The sequence below is a fragment of the Arthrobacter sp. TJ-58 genome, assembly GCF_058269295.1.
On sequence record NZ_JBZCNM010000001.1, the window covers coordinates 1,065,868 to 1,080,104 of the forward strand.

Annotated in this window: 18 protein-coding genes and 1 pseudogene; 14 read left to right on the forward strand and 5 right to left on the reverse strand. The window is 59.9% G+C overall.

Annotated elements, in window-relative coordinates; translation table 11 throughout:
* Window positions 1–318: 318 nt before the first annotated feature.
* Window positions 319–1,095 (reverse strand): SDR family NAD(P)-dependent oxidoreductase, encoded by a 777-nt coding sequence (locus AC4D2W_RS04885; RefSeq protein WP_490925764.1) that lies wholly within the window; start codon window positions 1,093–1,095, stop codon window positions 319–321.
* A gap of 80 nt (window positions 1,096–1,175) precedes the next feature.
* Here AC4D2W_RS04885 and AC4D2W_RS04890 point away from each other — a divergent pair, with 80 nt between their 5' ends.
* Entirely contained in the window at window positions 1,176–1,769 is a 594-nt protein-coding gene (locus AC4D2W_RS04890; protein ID WP_490925765.1) for a TetR/AcrR family transcriptional regulator, read from the forward strand.
* Between the two features lie 486 nt (window positions 1,770–2,255).
* On the opposite strand, the gene AC4D2W_RS04895 is transcribed toward AC4D2W_RS04890, so the two are convergent.
* Window positions 2,256–2,924 (reverse strand): GntR family transcriptional regulator, encoded by a 669-nt coding sequence (locus AC4D2W_RS04895; RefSeq protein WP_490925766.1) that lies wholly within the window; start codon window positions 2,922–2,924, stop codon window positions 2,256–2,258.
* 85 nt (window positions 2,925–3,009) lie between these two features.
* On the opposite strand from AC4D2W_RS04895, the gene AC4D2W_RS04900 reads away from it, so the two are divergent.
* The 4 genes from AC4D2W_RS04900 (at window position 3,010) to AC4D2W_RS04915 (ending at window position 5,449) form a co-directional block, all read left to right on the forward strand.
* The gene (locus AC4D2W_RS04900) at window positions 3,010–3,552 is read left to right on the forward strand and encodes a YbhB/YbcL family Raf kinase inhibitor-like protein (RefSeq protein WP_490925767.1); all 543 of its coding nucleotides are present in this window, start codon (window positions 3,010–3,012) and stop codon (window positions 3,550–3,552) included.
* 5 nt (window positions 3,553–3,557) lie between these two features.
* Entirely contained in the window at window positions 3,558–4,400 is an 843-nt protein-coding gene (locus AC4D2W_RS04905) for an SDR family NAD(P)-dependent oxidoreductase (protein WP_490925768.1), read from the forward strand.
* Window positions 4,401–4,803: 403 nt separating this feature from the next.
* Window positions 4,804–5,004, forward strand: coding sequence for a hypothetical protein (locus AC4D2W_RS04910; protein WP_490925769.1), 201 nt, complete (start codon window positions 4,804–4,806; stop codon window positions 5,002–5,004).
* 124 nt (window positions 5,005–5,128) lie between these two features.
* Entirely contained in the window at window positions 5,129–5,449 is a 321-nt protein-coding gene (locus AC4D2W_RS04915; protein WP_490925770.1) for a hypothetical protein, read from the forward strand.
* Window positions 5,450–5,728: 279 nt separating this feature from the next.
* Here AC4D2W_RS04915 and AC4D2W_RS04920 read toward each other — a convergent pair whose 3' ends face one another.
* Window positions 5,729–6,229 carry a hypothetical protein gene (locus AC4D2W_RS04920; RefSeq protein WP_490925771.1) on the reverse strand — a complete coding sequence of 167 codons (501 nt, stop codon included), beginning with the start codon at window positions 6,227–6,229 and terminating at the stop codon, window positions 5,729–5,731.
* Window positions 6,230–6,670: 441 nt separating this feature from the next.
* On the opposite strand from AC4D2W_RS04920, the gene AC4D2W_RS04925 reads away from it, so the two are divergent.
* Together AC4D2W_RS04925 and AC4D2W_RS04930 are read left to right on the forward strand one after the other, a co-directional pair.
* Window positions 6,671–6,982, forward strand: a complete 312-nt coding sequence (locus AC4D2W_RS04925; protein ID WP_490925772.1) for a hypothetical protein — start codon at window positions 6,671–6,673, stop codon at window positions 6,980–6,982.
* A 597-nt stretch (window positions 6,983–7,579) separates the two neighbouring features.
* Entirely contained in the window at window positions 7,580–8,581 is a 1,002-nt protein-coding gene (locus AC4D2W_RS04930; RefSeq protein ID WP_490925773.1) for an Ltp family lipoprotein, read from the forward strand.
* A 592-nt stretch (window positions 8,582–9,173) separates the two neighbouring features.
* Here AC4D2W_RS04930 and AC4D2W_RS04935 read toward each other — a convergent pair.
* Entirely contained in the window at window positions 9,174–9,881 is a 708-nt protein-coding gene (locus AC4D2W_RS04935; protein ID WP_490925774.1) for a GNAT family N-acetyltransferase, read from the reverse strand.
* Window positions 9,882–10,139: 258 nt separating this feature from the next.
* Here AC4D2W_RS04935 and AC4D2W_RS04940 point away from each other — a divergent pair, with 258 nt between their 5' ends.
* Both AC4D2W_RS04940 and AC4D2W_RS04945 read left to right on the forward strand, forming a co-directional pair.
* Entirely contained in the window at window positions 10,140–10,346 is a 207-nt protein-coding gene (locus AC4D2W_RS04940; protein ID WP_490925775.1) for a hypothetical protein, read from the forward strand.
* Window positions 10,347–10,640: 294 nt separating this feature from the next.
* Window positions 10,641–11,063 carry a hypothetical protein gene (locus AC4D2W_RS04945; protein WP_490926027.1) on the forward strand — a complete coding sequence of 141 codons (423 nt, stop codon included), beginning with the start codon at window positions 10,641–10,643 and terminating at the stop codon, window positions 11,061–11,063.
* Window positions 11,064–11,081: 18 nt separating this feature from the next.
* On the opposite strand, the pseudogene AC4D2W_RS04950 reads toward AC4D2W_RS04945, so the two are convergent.
* Window positions 11,082–11,264: pseudogene (locus tag AC4D2W_RS04950) on the reverse strand (integrase core domain-containing protein); the annotation flags it as partial.
* A 156-nt stretch (window positions 11,265–11,420) separates the two neighbouring features.
* Between AC4D2W_RS04950 and AC4D2W_RS04955 the strand changes: the two are divergent.
* From AC4D2W_RS04955 to AC4D2W_RS04975, 5 genes are all read left to right on the forward strand, one after another.
* On the forward strand, window positions 11,421–11,702 hold the full coding sequence (locus AC4D2W_RS04955) for a PLD nuclease N-terminal domain-containing protein (protein ID WP_490925776.1): 282 nt from the start codon (window positions 11,421–11,423) through the stop codon (window positions 11,700–11,702).
* Window positions 11,703–11,790: 88 nt separating this feature from the next.
* Complete coding sequence (locus AC4D2W_RS04960; protein ID WP_490925777.1) at window positions 11,791–12,186, forward strand: VOC family protein; 396 nt, start codon at window positions 11,791–11,793, stop codon at window positions 12,184–12,186.
* Window positions 12,187–12,619: 433 nt separating this feature from the next.
* Window positions 12,620–12,964, forward strand: a complete 345-nt coding sequence (locus AC4D2W_RS04965) for a hypothetical protein (protein WP_490925778.1) — start codon at window positions 12,620–12,622, stop codon at window positions 12,962–12,964.
* A gap of 158 nt (window positions 12,965–13,122) precedes the next feature.
* Window positions 13,123–13,704, forward strand: a complete 582-nt coding sequence (locus AC4D2W_RS04970) for an LD-carboxypeptidase (protein WP_490925779.1) — start codon at window positions 13,123–13,125, stop codon at window positions 13,702–13,704.
* 27 nt (window positions 13,705–13,731) lie between these two features.
* Window positions 13,732–14,145, forward strand: a complete 414-nt coding sequence (locus tag AC4D2W_RS04975) for a S66 peptidase family protein (protein ID WP_490925780.1) — start codon at window positions 13,732–13,734, stop codon at window positions 14,143–14,145.
* Window positions 14,146–14,237: the final 92 nt, after the last annotated feature.

Consider the following 14,237-nt stretch of genomic DNA (forward strand, 5'->3'; position numbering starts at 1 on the left):
CGCCCAACCGGGGCGGCGTGCAATCGACCATGAACGGGTACTGCTGCCGCGGGACCACAGCGATGCGGACTCCCCATACCCGTTCAGCCAAGCCGAGCAGCAACTATTCCTCGCCCGAAGATGCAAATAGTGGACCTCAGCGTTTCCTCAGATCTGGACGAAGACGGGTAATGAACCTCGGACGAGCGGACGCGGCCCCTAGGACAGGGCTGACGAGCTGCTCCAAATCATGGGGAAAGCAGCCTGCGAGTAGTGCCGGACCGATACGGTCGGTCCGCTCCCTCCTCACGCCCCACCTCTATGCGGACCAGGACGGTATCAGGTCCCGGTCGATGTAGCGAGTCGGAGTTGCAATCCAGTGGGCATCACGCCCACGAGGCGGCGCATCATCCGGTTCGGGGCACCGGAAACGATGCTGACCGGTACGCGTCGCCGGTCAAGAGCCGACATCGCCTCGGCTACCACCTGTGCTGGGGTCTGGAAGCGGACGCCCGTGGTACTTGTACCGCTGCGCGCGAAGAACTCCGAGCTGGTCGGCCCTGGCGATACGACCATCACCCGCAACGACGAGTCGCGGAGCTCGTGCGAGAGCGCTTCGGTAAAGCGGATAACGAACGACTTCGCGGCTGCGTAAACGGCCATCATCGGCACGGGCGTGTACCCGGTCAGGCTCCCCACGTTGACAAGCGCACCACGACCCGAGGCGACAAGGCGTGGGAGGAAAGCCTGCGATATCTCGACCACGGCTCCAATATCAAGCTGTATTTGCATGGTGAGTTCTTCCGACGTCGTCTCAATGAACGACTTCGTCAGCCCCGCCCCCGCGCAATTGACGAGTGTGTCCACAGTCCACCCTGCGGCGTCGATCTCAGCCACAAGGCGAGCCGCAGCGCCCGGACGTGAGAGATCAAGTGTGATCGGCAAAGTGTTCCGGCCGGTTTCGGCCGTGATCTTCTTCCCGAGATCTTTGAGCACACCAGCTCGGCGCCCCACGAGGACGACGTCCGCTCCCCGTTGGCTCAAGTGCCGCGCGAACTCAGCGCCGATCCCGGAACTGGCACCCGTCACGACAGCGACTGTCCCCATGTAATCCATCTGCTTACCCTTCGTCCAATGTAAAAGGCTCTTACATTGGATGACAGTACAGCATGTGTGAGAGCCACTAACATAGGGTGGTGAGCGAACGGAACGAGTACCACCACGGCAACCTGCGGAACGCCCTCCTGCAAGCGACCAAGGATCTCATCCGCGAACGCGGCGCCCGGGGGTTCTCCGTCTCCGAAGCAGCCCGCCGCGCGGGAGTATCAGTGAGTGCGCCGTACCGACACTTCGCTGATCGTGATGCGATGCTCGCCGCGGTCGCTGCCTCGTCGTTCGCATCGCTGCAGGCAGCGTTCGCCAACATGCGGCTCGGTTCGAACCTTGAAGAGCGTGCCATTCAGGTGGTCGTGGCGTACAGGGAGTTCGCCAGAGCCGACCCCGCGAGATTCGAAGCCATGTTCGCCAACGGAGTGGACAAAAACGCGCACCCAGAACTGCTCCGCGAGGCCGCACGGGTCCAGGGGCAACTCGAGGAAGCACTCGCGCCCTTCCTCCCAGTGAACTGTGTAACCTCACGTGCTGCCGAGCTTTGGACACTTGCGCACGGGATTGCCGCGCTCTCTTCGTCAGGGAACCTCGGTCACGTCGTCGCAGTCGATCAGCAGCCCGCTCTCGCCTCGTCGGCAGCACGCGCTTGGGCGATCGGTGTCCTCTCGATAGAGAGGTGACGGGGAGCTCCCGAAATCGCCGCCAGCCGTCTCTTAACCCTCGAGATTCGAGACCTCTCACTCGGTCATGCTCGTATCTCGCTGCTCGACCCGGAGGTTCGAATTCCAAGATGCAAGACAACAGAATGAGACAGCAGGGGGCTGCTGTCATTTTCACAGCGGTTAGTGGCCGATTAGGAGTGCTTCGCGGGCGGCGTCGACAGCTTCGGGGATGACGTTGCTGAGGTTGTTGAGGCCCGGGACGCGTGCTATCTGGGTGAGGAGCCGGCCAACCGGACGGAAGTTGCCGCCGGCAATGCGAACGATGGTGGCTACGGCGTCGCGTGAGCAGTGCCGCCGTCGGTCGAGTCCGCCGCTGTGGCAAAGCTATCGGGGCAGGGGTATGAGGACGCCGTCGTGCACCAGCGAGCTAAACGGCCATCAGGAGTATGTCAGCACTGGTCGAATAAGGAGCCAGACCCGTCTGACCCTGTCAGCTTCGCACCGTCAGTGTGGCCTCGAGAGGGCGGTGGCGGTACCGGTCAGGTGCCGGGTGAGCAAGTCGGCTGCCTTCTCCGCCTCCCGCGCCAGTGCTGCCTCTTCGAGCGCGCGGTGTTCGCCGGCCGCGTCGCGGTGCGGTTCGATTGCGGCTGACCAGCGTCGGGCGAGCTCAGTGGCGGTCCACATACGATCGAATGTCTCGATTAACGCCTCGTTGCCGCAGGCGTCCAGCAGCGTGCGGTGGAAATCATGGTGAACAGCCGCCCAGGCATCCGAGAAATAAGCATCGCTCTCGTGCTCGTACGGAGGCGTTCCCGAGAGTCGATGATGTGCCGCCCGCACCCGGGCCTCCCAATCCAGATCGCCTCGCTCGATAGACATGCGAAGCATCGTGGGCTCGAAGATCGCCCTGGCCTGCGCCAGTTGCTGCCACCGGTCATCGGCGACGGTGGGGACCGCGAAACCGCGATTCGGCAGCCGCTCGGCTAGACCCTCGCCAACAAGCCGCAATAGCGACTCCCGAGCGACGGCGAGGCTCACGCCGTGCTGGTCTGCCAATTCCTGGGGGCGGAGTGGCTGCCCAGGCCGAACGGCTCCGTGCAGCACCGCTGCCCGTAAGAGCGAGTAGACGCGTTCTGAGGGCGCTTGGCGCCCGGCGCTGACAGTAGGGGTCATTCGTCCATCATAGGGCCACTTGTAAATAATCGATTATTAACGCAATAATCGATAAATTAGCTCGCCCACCACGGACAGGAACACCATGACCGAAAACAACCCATTCTCCCGACTGCCGGAAGTTCCAACCTTCACACTTACCAGCGAGAACCTCAGCGACGGGCGGCCTCTGGCTCTCTCACAGTGGTCGGGCATGTCCGGAGTACCAGGGGGCCTTGATGCATCTCCGCAACTTTCTTGGTCGGGGGCACCTGCAGAAACCAGGAGCTACGCGGTCACTGTCTATGACCCGGACGCGCCCACTGGGTCCGGCTTCTGGCACTGGGCAGTGGCTAACATCCCTGCCAATTCCACAAGCATCCCGGAAGGAGCCGGCGACGACGACGGATCGCGCCTGCCTGAAGTCGCCGTGCAGCTTCCCAATGATGCGCGCGCAGCTCGGTTCATCGGGGCCGCACCGCCCGCCGGCCACGGGCGGCACCGCTACTTCATCACCGTAACGGCCCTCGACATCGACGAAATCGAGGTCTCAGCCGAAGCCACCCCGGCAACCTTGGGCTTCATGATGGCCGAACACACGATCGGCCGCGCCTGGCTTGTGGGAACCGCCGAGACGCCGGCGGTCTGATCGCGATGCCGATAAACGGAGTACACCTGCCTACGAATGATCGGGGAGGTACGCCCACAATCCTTATCACTGGCGCCACAGACGGACTCGGCAAGGCGCTGGTATTCGAACTCTCCGGCCACAGCGGGATTCGATTGGTCCTTCACGGTCGAAGCCAGGAGCGGCTGGAAAAGCTCGAAAAGGAGCTGGCCGGCGGTCCGGCGGACATCATCACGGTGCAGGCCGATTTCGCGGAGCTGGCACAGGTGGCTCGGCTCGCCGAAAGGATCCGCGGCCTGACCGATGACATATCCGTTTTAGTAAACAATGCCGGCGTGAGCTCCGGCCACGCCCGCCAGCTCAGCGCGGACGGCCACGAACTGTGTTTCGCGGTCAACCACCTCGCACCCTTCCTGCTGACAAAGCGCCTGCTGCCCCTATTGCGGGCGGGTGCGCCGGCCCGGGTGGTCAACGTGGCGTCTCTCAGCCAGACCTCTATTGACTTCGATGACCTGGCGATGGCTCACGGATACACCCGCCAGCGCGCGTACTCAGTGTCGAAACTGGCCCTGGTTATGGCGGGAATGGAACTGGGGGAACGTTTTGACCCCGGAGTCCTCACCGTTAACAGCCTCCATCCCGGCACCTACATGCCGACGAAGATGCTCGACTCCCCGGAACTGAGTATCGACAGCCTGGACACGGGTGTGCGATCCACACTGCGGCTGGCCTTTGACTCCGAGCTCGCATACATGACAGGACGGTTTTTTGACCGCGGAACCGAAACGCACGCCCACCCCGACGCGTACCGATCAGAGCTCCGCACAGAGCTATGGGAAATCAGCAACCAATTTACGGCAGACTCTTGACCTTTCTCGCGGCGAGGATGGAGCGCCGTGGGAAGTACAGCTTTCGATACATTGACTCGTTTTATAGTGACGGTCCACCTCGGTGCGTGACAGGAGTCCACCACAGCGCCGGCAGTAACGGCGGGCCGTTGGATGCGCGTGAGCGGTTGCCGGTCGCGGACCTAAGCACGCCGCTCTTTTCTCCTCCGGTCGTTAGACCAGATGCTCGGCGGTGGTGATAGCCAGGTAACGGCCGGTTAGGCGGGCGGAACCAGCAACACGGTTCACCAGCCACTGGTCAATCTGCTTTTATCACCGAGGGCAACCGGTGAATCTGCATCGGCCAGAAGGGTCGTGAGCCCGCAGTTGATCGTCCAGGAAGGACTCAACTCCTTTCACCTCGGTTGCTCCAACCCAGTAAGGGTTGAAGTCCGACAGTCCGGCGTTGAGCGTCACGGTGAAAAAGAGTTGCGGAGATGAGGGGGTCCATGACAACGACTACGGGTCCTGTTCCTCGGAAATCTTCATCCCCTACCTGGACAGTCTGCCTAACGCCGTCGTGAACAAAGTCGATCTTTTGAAGCAGATGATCCGGGAGCTGGTCATCGGTTATGCCCGTTCTTAGCTTGTTATAGAAGTCCTCAGCCTGGGTAGGGCTCAGTCGGCTGCCGGGGAGCAGCACGATACCGCCATTCGGAGCCATCCTTCTGTGGTCGGCTTGGCCTCGGCTGCGGCCAGGGAAAGCCGCGATGTCATTCCTCGCCTCCGCGCTTAAAGGCAGCACGGCAGCACGATGGGCGTTAGTCCTGACCTTGGCGAGCATCGCACTCTCGATCGTCGGCTTTGTTCTCTTCATCGATGCGATCAGCGGTGGGCCATCGATTTCACTGGGCCTCGGCATTACCGAGCGCCTCGCCTTCGATACCCTCACCGTATGGGGTGCCGCGCTGGGCGTGATCCTGCTGATGACGGCACTCGGCCATCGGCATCTCAAACCCAAAAGCGATTCTTGGTTTGAGGTGCCGACGACGTCCCCGTTTGGTACGCCGGCGATAAATCCTCCCCTATGACGATCCCTGGCCGGACACGTCACCTGTCCGCCTCGGCACTCCCCGCCTTCCATGGCCCGGCCTTATGCTCGCCGGTCTTCGCGCCACCATGCGTAGATGAGCCACACCGCCAGACCCCAAAGGACTCCCGCCAAGATGATGGTGGACGGCGACGCTCCAAAACTGCATTCACCCCCGACGGCAACATAGCCCGTCCAGCTTCCCGCCCGCATCCGGCAAAAGAATATGACCAGCAATTGCGACACACGGACCCTGCAGCCCGCGGTACAGAGACGCCGGTCAGCAGTTGATCTCGTGCAAAGCCGGCCAGACTGGATCACCGTTGCTGTGAAGGATGAGCGAACCGCCGTCGTCGTACCACTTAAGCTCATAATTTCCACTGCTAAACGGCTCGTACCCGTCATCAGCTGTCCAGGAACTGACTTCCCGGCCGACGCCGGCTGCGCCGACGACGTAAACGGTACCCCTGCCGGCAAACAGGAACGAAAACTCGCGCACAGCTACGCGACAACCATCGCTGTTGGCCGGTGGCAGGACGTAGTATGCGCCGGAAAGATCATCCAGAGCACTCAGGCCACTGAAGGCAACCGAGACAACGGCCAGCAGAGTCACGAACCAGGGCCGCGGACTGCGCCGGGTTCGATCGGTAAAGGTGATGGATCGCTGCCTGAACGCATCCACCTTCAGCAACACCATAGAGACCACGAACAGAACACCGCCGATGGCCCACCCGGGGACGGCGTGCTGACCGACAACGAACAAAACCCCGCTCCAGCCCAAGACACTACATAGTGGGGCGAGCACCAGCAGAATAACTGAGGCCCGGAAGAGCCTGGAGGAAGGCTCCGACCCGGAGCTGTCTGTTCCTGAAGCCCTGGCCGCAGCGGCATCAACTGGGTCCACGATCCTCCTTCATCATTGTTCACAGATTCCCGGCTCAAGTGTGACAGAGACGCCAGCAACGGACACTCAATTTGGGCCAACTTAAACACAACTGGCGTATGGCTAGCGCACGTTCGAAGACCGGCTTACGGACACCATCATGAGATGGTCGTGCCGGTAGCTGCGACCTAAGCTGTTCTACAACATGACAGATAACGAGGAGCGGCCCATACAGAGCCCGTCCAGCGCCTGCCGTTCGACATTTCCAGCCTTTCGGTCACCGGCCTGGTCATCATCTGCGAACTTGATGATCCGACTCCAGGAAACTCCAGACCATCAATGAACATGAAAATGACCCAGTATCTGCGCCTATCGGACGAATCGATGATTCGTCTAGATATGGATCGTGGAGTATCCACGTTCAAGCTTGGGCGGATCGAGGCCGTCTCCTGGAAACGCTCCGCAGCTGACGTGATCTCAGAAGTTCTCACGCTGGTGCAAGCGGATGCGAGCGAGCCCGGTTCATTTCCGTGGGGACACTACGCGCAGGCCGCACGACTGCGAGGAATTTCAATTGACGCCGAGGCACTGCGCGATCTCCCGAACACGGTGCTGCTGTCGGATGACCTGGCCATAATCTATGAATTCTGATCGACCTGCGCCTCACGACTTTCCAGCTCGGCTTGGTCTTCAACTGGTCATCCTTGAGTGGACAACTCAGAGCGCCCGCTGAGGGATCCCTCAGGGGGCCAGTTCCTACTGGTGTCAGGTGGGCTCCGGCCCAGCGCCCTTTCCTGGAACGGCTTGACCGCCCTGTCACGTTCGGACATGGCGACCCTCGACGGCACCAGATATGTTCGGATTGCAGGCCGGTCCGGACTATTGGACCGGCACGGCGAAGTAGGTCGGCAGGTCCTCGTATTTGAACATCCCGAGACCCTGATCCGTGACAGCCGTCGGCAGGCCTTGCTCCAGCTCGCCTAATTGCGGTTCCATCTGCTCCGGGAATTTCAGGTATCCAGTCGCATCGCCGGCGGAGTTCCGGCCATAGACGTCCCCTCGCTGCGTTGCGCAGCGACGCGGCCGCGAACCTGGGTTTCGCTGGCACCGGCTCCGCCGCCACACCGGAAAGGGTCTCCAACGCAGATGGGACGAGCACCACAGCCCGCCGTGACGCACGAGCCTTTCCCCACTGTGACCAAGAAAATAAAATTAAGTTGCAGCGAGACGAGGAAGGAGACCCTGGCTATGTCACCAGCACCAAACAAGCCACTGCATCACCACCCATCATTCGGCGAAACGACGGAGACACCGAAGAAGAAGCGCAAAAAGTGGCCGTGGATTGTCGGCATCGCCGTGGTGCTCGCCGGAGCTGCAGGACTCAACGACGCAGAAGACACCAACACCGCCCAGCCGCCGACTGCTGACACAAAGATCGAGTCCTCTACCGAGGTCGGAGAAATCCAGACCCCCGATCTGGATCAGGAGAACTCCGCTGGAGGACAGCAGACAGAAGCCCAGCCAGCGCCGGCTGACTCGAAGCCGTCGGCTGCGGCTGAAAGCAGTGTTCCTACGGAGTACAGGTCCGCACTCCGCCAGGCGGACAGCTACGCGAACAAATTGCACATGTCCAAAAAGGGACTGTATGACCAGCTCGTGTCCGAGTACGGGGGCCAGTTCTCACCCGAAGCCGCCCAGTACGCAGTGGACAATGTCGAGACTGATTGGAACCAGAACGCATTGGCGAAAGCAAAGGATTACCAGGACACAATGTCCCTCTCGCCAAACCAAATCTATGACCAGCTCGTGTCCGAGTACGGAGAACAGTTCACTCCCGCCGAGGCTGATTACGCCATCCAGCACCTGAACTCCGCTGGAGGACAGCAGGCAGAAGCCGAGCCAGCGCCGGCTGACTCGAAGCCGTCGGCTGCGGCTGAAAGCAGTGTTCCTACGGAGTACAGGTCCGCACTCCGCCAGGCGGACAGCTACGCGAACAAATTGCACATGTCCAAAAAGGGACTGTATGACCAGCTCGTGTCCGAGTACGGGGGCCAGTTCTCACCCGAAGCCGCCCAGTACGCAGTGGACAATGTCGAGACTGATTGGAACCAGAACGCATTGGCGAAAGCAAAGGATTACCAGGACACAATGTCCCTCTCGCCAAACCAAATCTATGACCAGCTCGTGTCCGAGTACGGAGAACAGTTCACTCCCGCCGAGGCTGACTACGCCATCCAGCACCTGAACTAGTTTTCTAGCTCCACGAAAACTGAGCGAGCCGGATTGCTGCCGACAGGCGTGCCTGCCGGCAGCGCGCTTCCACTAAAAAGATGGCGCATCATTCGCCAAGGAAATCAGAACCCCGAGGTTGCCAGTAGTCCAGGCAAAGGAATCCCCTGGCTCAGCGCGTTTTGGTGCGTCGTGCGTCGTCGTACCAGGCGTTAGCCTTGGTCCCCCACTGATAGTCCTGCCATGTGAGCGCGCTCTCCCTTGCTAGGCCGTTGGCCAACCCGAATATTCCTATCTTGGCTCCGCGGTGATTTGGCTCAACTGCCTGATACCGGACGAATCTGTGAACTGGTCCCATGTGCTGCATCTTTGCACGAGAAGAGCTATCAGCCAGGAAGGATCGGCTCTATCTTTCACCGGGGTGAACGCACAACCGCACTGATGCCGGCAGTGATTTCCGGCTGCGGCTGTACGAGATTGGTGGTGCCTTTCCAAAACCTTTGTTGCATCGGTTGCTCATGCGTTCGGTTATTGCTCCTTAGACGGGTAGGACCCCCAAGAGGACGTGGAGCGGAGTGTCCGGCTGAAGTGTCCTTAACCGTTCATCTGGAGACTAGACGTTCAGGAGCAAAGTCGTTTGGGTTCCAGCATGCGTGAATCCCGCGCGGAGGGCCGTGCGGATGGAAGCGGTGTTGTCCGTCCTGGCACGCGACTGCGGGACGAGGCCCAATTCCATGGCATGAACCAGGGCAATCGAAACGGCCGTGGCAGCATGTCCCTGCCGCCGCTGACCATGTGCGGTGAGAACACCCATATGCGCCAAGCTGGCTCCCCAGGTGTCGTATCCACATCCTGCCAAAGGACGTGGTGTCGGCCCATCATCGTCCAACAGGACGAACGTATTCTTCATCTCGCTCAGGCCAACTTCTGCCGCGTCGTCCTGCGAGCAGGCGCGCTCCAAAGCAAAAGCATGCTCTGGATCGCTGCTCACGGTCGGCCCGGGGTCTGGGACGGATGGCACAGTGTCACAAAAATATAGTCCTGCCTCGCGCAGCGGCTGTCCGCCATGCGGAACGCTGATTTCCAGAAGTTTTGCATGACTTGCGAGTTCTTGGTCGGGAAGGTCTCGAGCTACCTCAATGGCCCACTTGGCTCCAAATACAACGCCTACCCCGAACAACGAAACAAACATGAGAACAGAATTATCGCTTTTCTCGCGGTAGATCCTCGTGCCATTCTCTGCCAAGGATTCCTCGGGTAGACCGAGGATCCGCGCCCAAGTTGCTTGAATCCTCAGGACGGTTCCGGGACTCAGTTGCATGCACCGAATCTATCGGAGTCAGCCGGCGCCGTCGGGTAGCCTCCCCGCGGTGGATTTTAGGGAGGATCGCAGTCTTATGCGATGTGCGGCCCGCCCGTAAGCCGATCGGCTTACGGAGACTTGGATGACGCATGAGCATGTGAAACTTCACCAGGTACCGCTGCGATTCGTACGCTAGGGTCACAGCAAGAACGGGGGTTTCCGCACACGTGCCCGTGGGGATCAGTCCTACTAGAGCAGTGGAGAGAGTGGAAAACGGTGAAATCAAACGGAATTGACATGAAGCTGCGGTTTTCTTTCATGTTGCCGGCGCTGGTGATTGTTGTTGCCCTTGGTATTACTGGTCTGATTTTTCCCGACCTCATACATGTGGTTACGGGGCTCATGCCCGTCGTAGTTTTTGCTGCGCTCATCAGCATGGTGCTGACGGAGCGGAAGCGGGGACCTCGTAACCGGGACGGCTGAGGCCGCGCCTGCAACCTACGGTTACCAACTACTTGAGCGGTACCGGGGAGTGTTGCGTTTCGCGATTGGCTTACGGGTCGATCGAGACCCCCGATTGGTAAAGGGGTCACGTGATGATGCGGCGCCGGTCCAGACAGCCGAGGCCGAGAAAGGGGAAGTCACCAACTTTTGGGCCGGTGGGACGAAGCTGTGGGCTACGAGGTGGCAGCATTATTTGATGTCAGAGCAGGGTTAGGAGGGTGCATCAAAGTGCATGATGGGTCAGATGAAGCTGAGGGAACTGTCCGTCTCTTTGTGGGGTATGGTGATTCCCCTATCTGGGTCCCAGGGGGGCCAATGGAGTATCCAGATACAAATCTGAGTGTGGAACTCAAGTCAGATTTGGCTGCTTGGGAGGCAGACTATTACGCAGGCAGAGCCAGCGAGAAGAGCGATCGCCCTGCCAGCCATACCGGCAGAGGACGCGAGCTGGCCGAAAGACTGTCAGCGGAGCTGGGGTGGCGCTTTTCTGTCTCAGTCGACAGCGGAGATCAGGGGGAACAGGTCCTTATCCGCAGCAGCAGGCCTGCAGCGAACCCGAAAGCTGAACAGGCCTTTGCAGCGAGATTCTCTGAGGAGGCGGCAGAAGCTGAGCGGCTACGCCACGAGGATCTGGAGGCCTATGCGCCGAACTCCAAGCAGGTGCTTGCCAGACGAGGCAGGAATAAAGGCCTCTAGGTGTACTCAGACAACACGTTAGTTACACCGGCTGTTGGGTGCTTTGCCTCCGAGGCTGCCGTGGGGCCGGTGGTTGTTGTAGAAGTCTAACCACGGTTCCAAGGCATCTGTGCGGGCCTGGTTGGAAGTGAAGACGTGCCGGTAGGCCCAGCCTTCCTGCAGGGTCCGGTTGAACCGTTCGGCTTTGCCGTTCTGCCACGGATGGGTCCAAAGGTGTTCTGCTGACCGGGATCGTCGGCCCGAGCAGAGTCACGGGAGGGCCGCTGTCGCGGTTGGGTATCCCTTGGGAAACTCGAGATCAGCGCTAGGTTGGAGATGGCGTCCGTATCACGCGGGCCCAAACAAAGGGGGACTGTAGTGCTGGTATGGGCAGCAGCTGAAGGTGCAAATCCGATCGTGCCCACTCAGTGGGAGTTCACCGTTGTAGGGATTGGGGTGCTTGCACTGCTCCTCTTTGTAGCGGCTGTCATCGGTATTGCGCGCTCTCACCATTTCACCGGCACCGCACGGGCGCTCTGGGTTCTCGTGGTGTTTGCCTTCCCCGTGATCGGTTCGCTTCTTTGGTTCCTCATCGGTCGCCGGGCTAATACCTCCCCAAGCCGCGACGCCGGTCGCAACCCGGCGAAAAGTGCCAGGTAAGGTCTTGCTACCCCCGCTTTTCCAAGGGATCGGCGGTGGGCACCTAGGTCTGCCCGAACTGCATCATGTCACTTGGTAGCCTGCATGTATGACTTCCCTCTCGGCCGCCCACATAAGAATTGCACGCCCGACCACGGATATGGATGCCGCAATACGCTTCTGGGTAGAAGGATTCGGCATGACCCTGGAAGGGCGGAAGCCTAGCGAAACTGGCACGCTGGAAGAGATAGCTTTTATTGGCTGGCCGGGCGGCAATTGGCATCTCGAGTTAGTTCTGGACCGGCAGATTGTGCCCGCGCCGAGTGAGGAGGACCTTCTTGTTTTATATCTTGAAGGTCCAGTTGAGGACAATCTTCTGGAAAGCATTCAGAATGCAGGCGGACGACGGGTGAGCGCACGTAATCCGTACTGGGACGAGCATGGGGTCACCATCACTGATCCCGACGGCTATTTCGTTGTCCTGTCCACACGTTCCTGGAGCTGAAGCCCAGCCGATGGCTCCGACTTTTGTCGTATTCGCAGGGGCGCTGACCGTCGCCTGCTCAGCCAACTGACTTTTGAACCAGCAAAGTACGTGTTCTTGTTGGCGGATCCGGCACCCACCATGGATGCAAGCAAGAATCCCATCCCAGCAAACTTCCGCGCAGTTTCCTGATCGCGACGTATGGTTCGTCCGGTTGCGCTGGGGGACCGGCTTATACGGGCGGAAAGATCGGGTCCCGAAGGGCCTAACCCGTCTCACCTTCCTCCTCATGGGCTTCCTCGGCCGTATCTCAGCACTGCACCTTGTTGCTTGAGTGCGGGCAGTCCTATGCGGATGTGACAGCACACCTACGATTGACCTAACCGATTGGCGGAATGATTGACGTGCTGCCGCCGATCCTTATTTTTAGGGGAAACTCATCAAAACGATTCGGATGATCAAGCGGTTTGGAAGAGAGATGCCGCAACCCGTACGAGCCCTTGGGTGGGCCATACCGCCAATATTTCTTCTGGGTATCCTCCTTGTCTCGCTGACCGGCGCAGCGTGGACTCTACGCAGTGCTCTTGCGGCGGCGGGAGTCATGGTTGTCATTCTCGGCGTTTGTGTCTTTCGAGATATCAACGACGCCGCTACAACATGGTCTCGCCTATATAAAGAAGGCCGTGGAATCTCTCCTGAAAACTTTACCTTCGCAGATGTCGGCACCATCAAAGGCATGGGTTTCTTCTACATCATCGTAGGTATTTTCTGGATTGGCCTCGCTCTCTTTGGACAGTGAAAGCTGGTTGTACTCCCACCAGGTCCCCAGAGTGATCCTTATGCGCGCATCGCCGGGTGAGCTGCACCGCGTACGCATGACCACCGGCTTACGAACACGATCAATTCTGGGTTCGCTGAAAGGAAAGAGGACGTGGAACGGGTTGGTACCTTTGAGCGATGGTTGCCATCCGTTACCCCAAGCCGCTTCAGAGCGGAGATCGAATTGAGATACCCGCCCCATCCATGGGTGTCCCAAAGGAGTTGCACGAGCGGTTGTACTCCGCTACCAACGCGCTGAAGCGCGATGGCTTCGACCCTCATTTGCGTCCCCACGCCACTGTCGGCGGCCTTATGCCTGCTACGGCACAGGAGCGGGCGGAAGATCTAGCAGCAGCTTTCGTAGGAGCTGGTGCAGTGCTACCGCCGTGGGGTGGAGAACTCGCAATCGAGCTCGTGGAACACCTCGATTGGGATGCAATCGCCGAGGAAGGAACCTGGTTTGTCGGCTGGTCGGACATCTCAACCCTGCTGATGCCGCTCACCATCCTCACCGGAGTAGCCACGCTTCACGGGGCGAACTTGATGGATGAGCCCTGGGAGTTACCAACGGAGTTCCAACGCTGGACGGAAGTCGCCGGTCTGACGGAGGGCGATTCATTCATACAGCATTCGGCTCCCCACCGCCGCTCACGCCCTTGGGTTGACTGGAACGATGAACCTCTTGATCGCGACTCCGCCTACGAAACCCCAACTCAGTGACGATCTCTGGATGATGGGCCAGTTAGCATGCGAGGGCGACTCATCGGTGGCTGTCTGGAGACTGTCTCCCTCCTAGCCGGCTCGCGGTTTGGAGACGTTCCCGGATTCGCTCAGCGCCACGCACCGGAGGGCGTGATTGTTTATCTTGAGTCGGCTGGCTCCGATGCACCATCCGTACTCCGGATGCTTTGGTCCTTACGTCTGGCAGGCTGGTTCCGTCATGCGTCCGGCATTCTCATCGGTCGCAGTAGCGCGGCCGAAACCGGTGGCTTGAACCACGCACAAGCCTTGGGCCGCGCACTCGGAGACCTCGAGATACCGGTCATTTTTGACTTCGACATAGGACACCAACCCCCACAGATGCCGCTGATTAATGGTGCTCTTGCGGACATCAAGCTTAGCGACGGCCACGGCATCATCGTCCAGCACCTAGCAAGCTAACTCAGCCCCATTAGTCGATTCATTACTGGGCACTAATCCGTCAGGTGGTGCGTGTACCGGCAGACCGACATCGCTGCGAAACACTCCGTTGC

Excerpts from the sequence above, each read along its gene's own strand:
- AC4D2W_RS04965 (WP_490925778.1), top strand. The coding sequence starts at position 12,620 with ATGATCAAGCGGTTTGGAAGAGAGATGCCGCAACCCGTACGAGCCCTT.
- AC4D2W_RS04935 (WP_490925774.1), bottom strand. The coding sequence starts at position 9,881 with ATGCAACTGAGTCCCGGAACCGTCCTGAGGATTCAAGCAACTTGGGCG.
- AC4D2W_RS04975 (WP_490925780.1), top strand. The coding sequence starts at position 13,732 with ATGCGAGGGCGACTCATCGGTGGCTGTCTGGAGACTGTCTCCCTCCTA.
- AC4D2W_RS04905 (WP_490925768.1), top strand. The coding sequence starts at position 3,558 with ATGCCGATAAACGGAGTACACCTGCCTACGAATGATCGGGGAGGTACG.
- AC4D2W_RS04960 (WP_490925777.1), top strand. The coding sequence starts at position 11,791 with ATGACTTCCCTCTCGGCCGCCCACATAAGAATTGCACGCCCGACCACG.
- AC4D2W_RS04900 (WP_490925767.1), top strand. The coding sequence starts at position 3,010 with ATGACCGAAAACAACCCATTCTCCCGACTGCCGGAAGTTCCAACCTTC.
- AC4D2W_RS04925 (WP_490925772.1), top strand. The coding sequence starts at position 6,671 with ATGAACATGAAAATGACCCAGTATCTGCGCCTATCGGACGAATCGATG.
- AC4D2W_RS04895 (WP_490925766.1), bottom strand. The coding sequence starts at position 2,924 with ATGACCCCTACTGTCAGCGCCGGGCGCCAAGCGCCCTCAGAACGCGTC.
- AC4D2W_RS04970 (WP_490925779.1), top strand. The coding sequence starts at position 13,123 with ATGGTTGCCATCCGTTACCCCAAGCCGCTTCAGAGCGGAGATCGAATT.
- AC4D2W_RS04885 (WP_490925764.1), bottom strand. The coding sequence starts at position 1,095 with ATGGATTACATGGGGACAGTCGCTGTCGTGACGGGTGCCAGTTCCGGG.
- AC4D2W_RS04915 (WP_490925770.1), top strand. The coding sequence starts at position 5,129 with ATGTCATTCCTCGCCTCCGCGCTTAAAGGCAGCACGGCAGCACGATGG.
- AC4D2W_RS04930 (WP_490925773.1), top strand. The coding sequence starts at position 7,580 with ATGTCACCAGCACCAAACAAGCCACTGCATCACCACCCATCATTCGGC.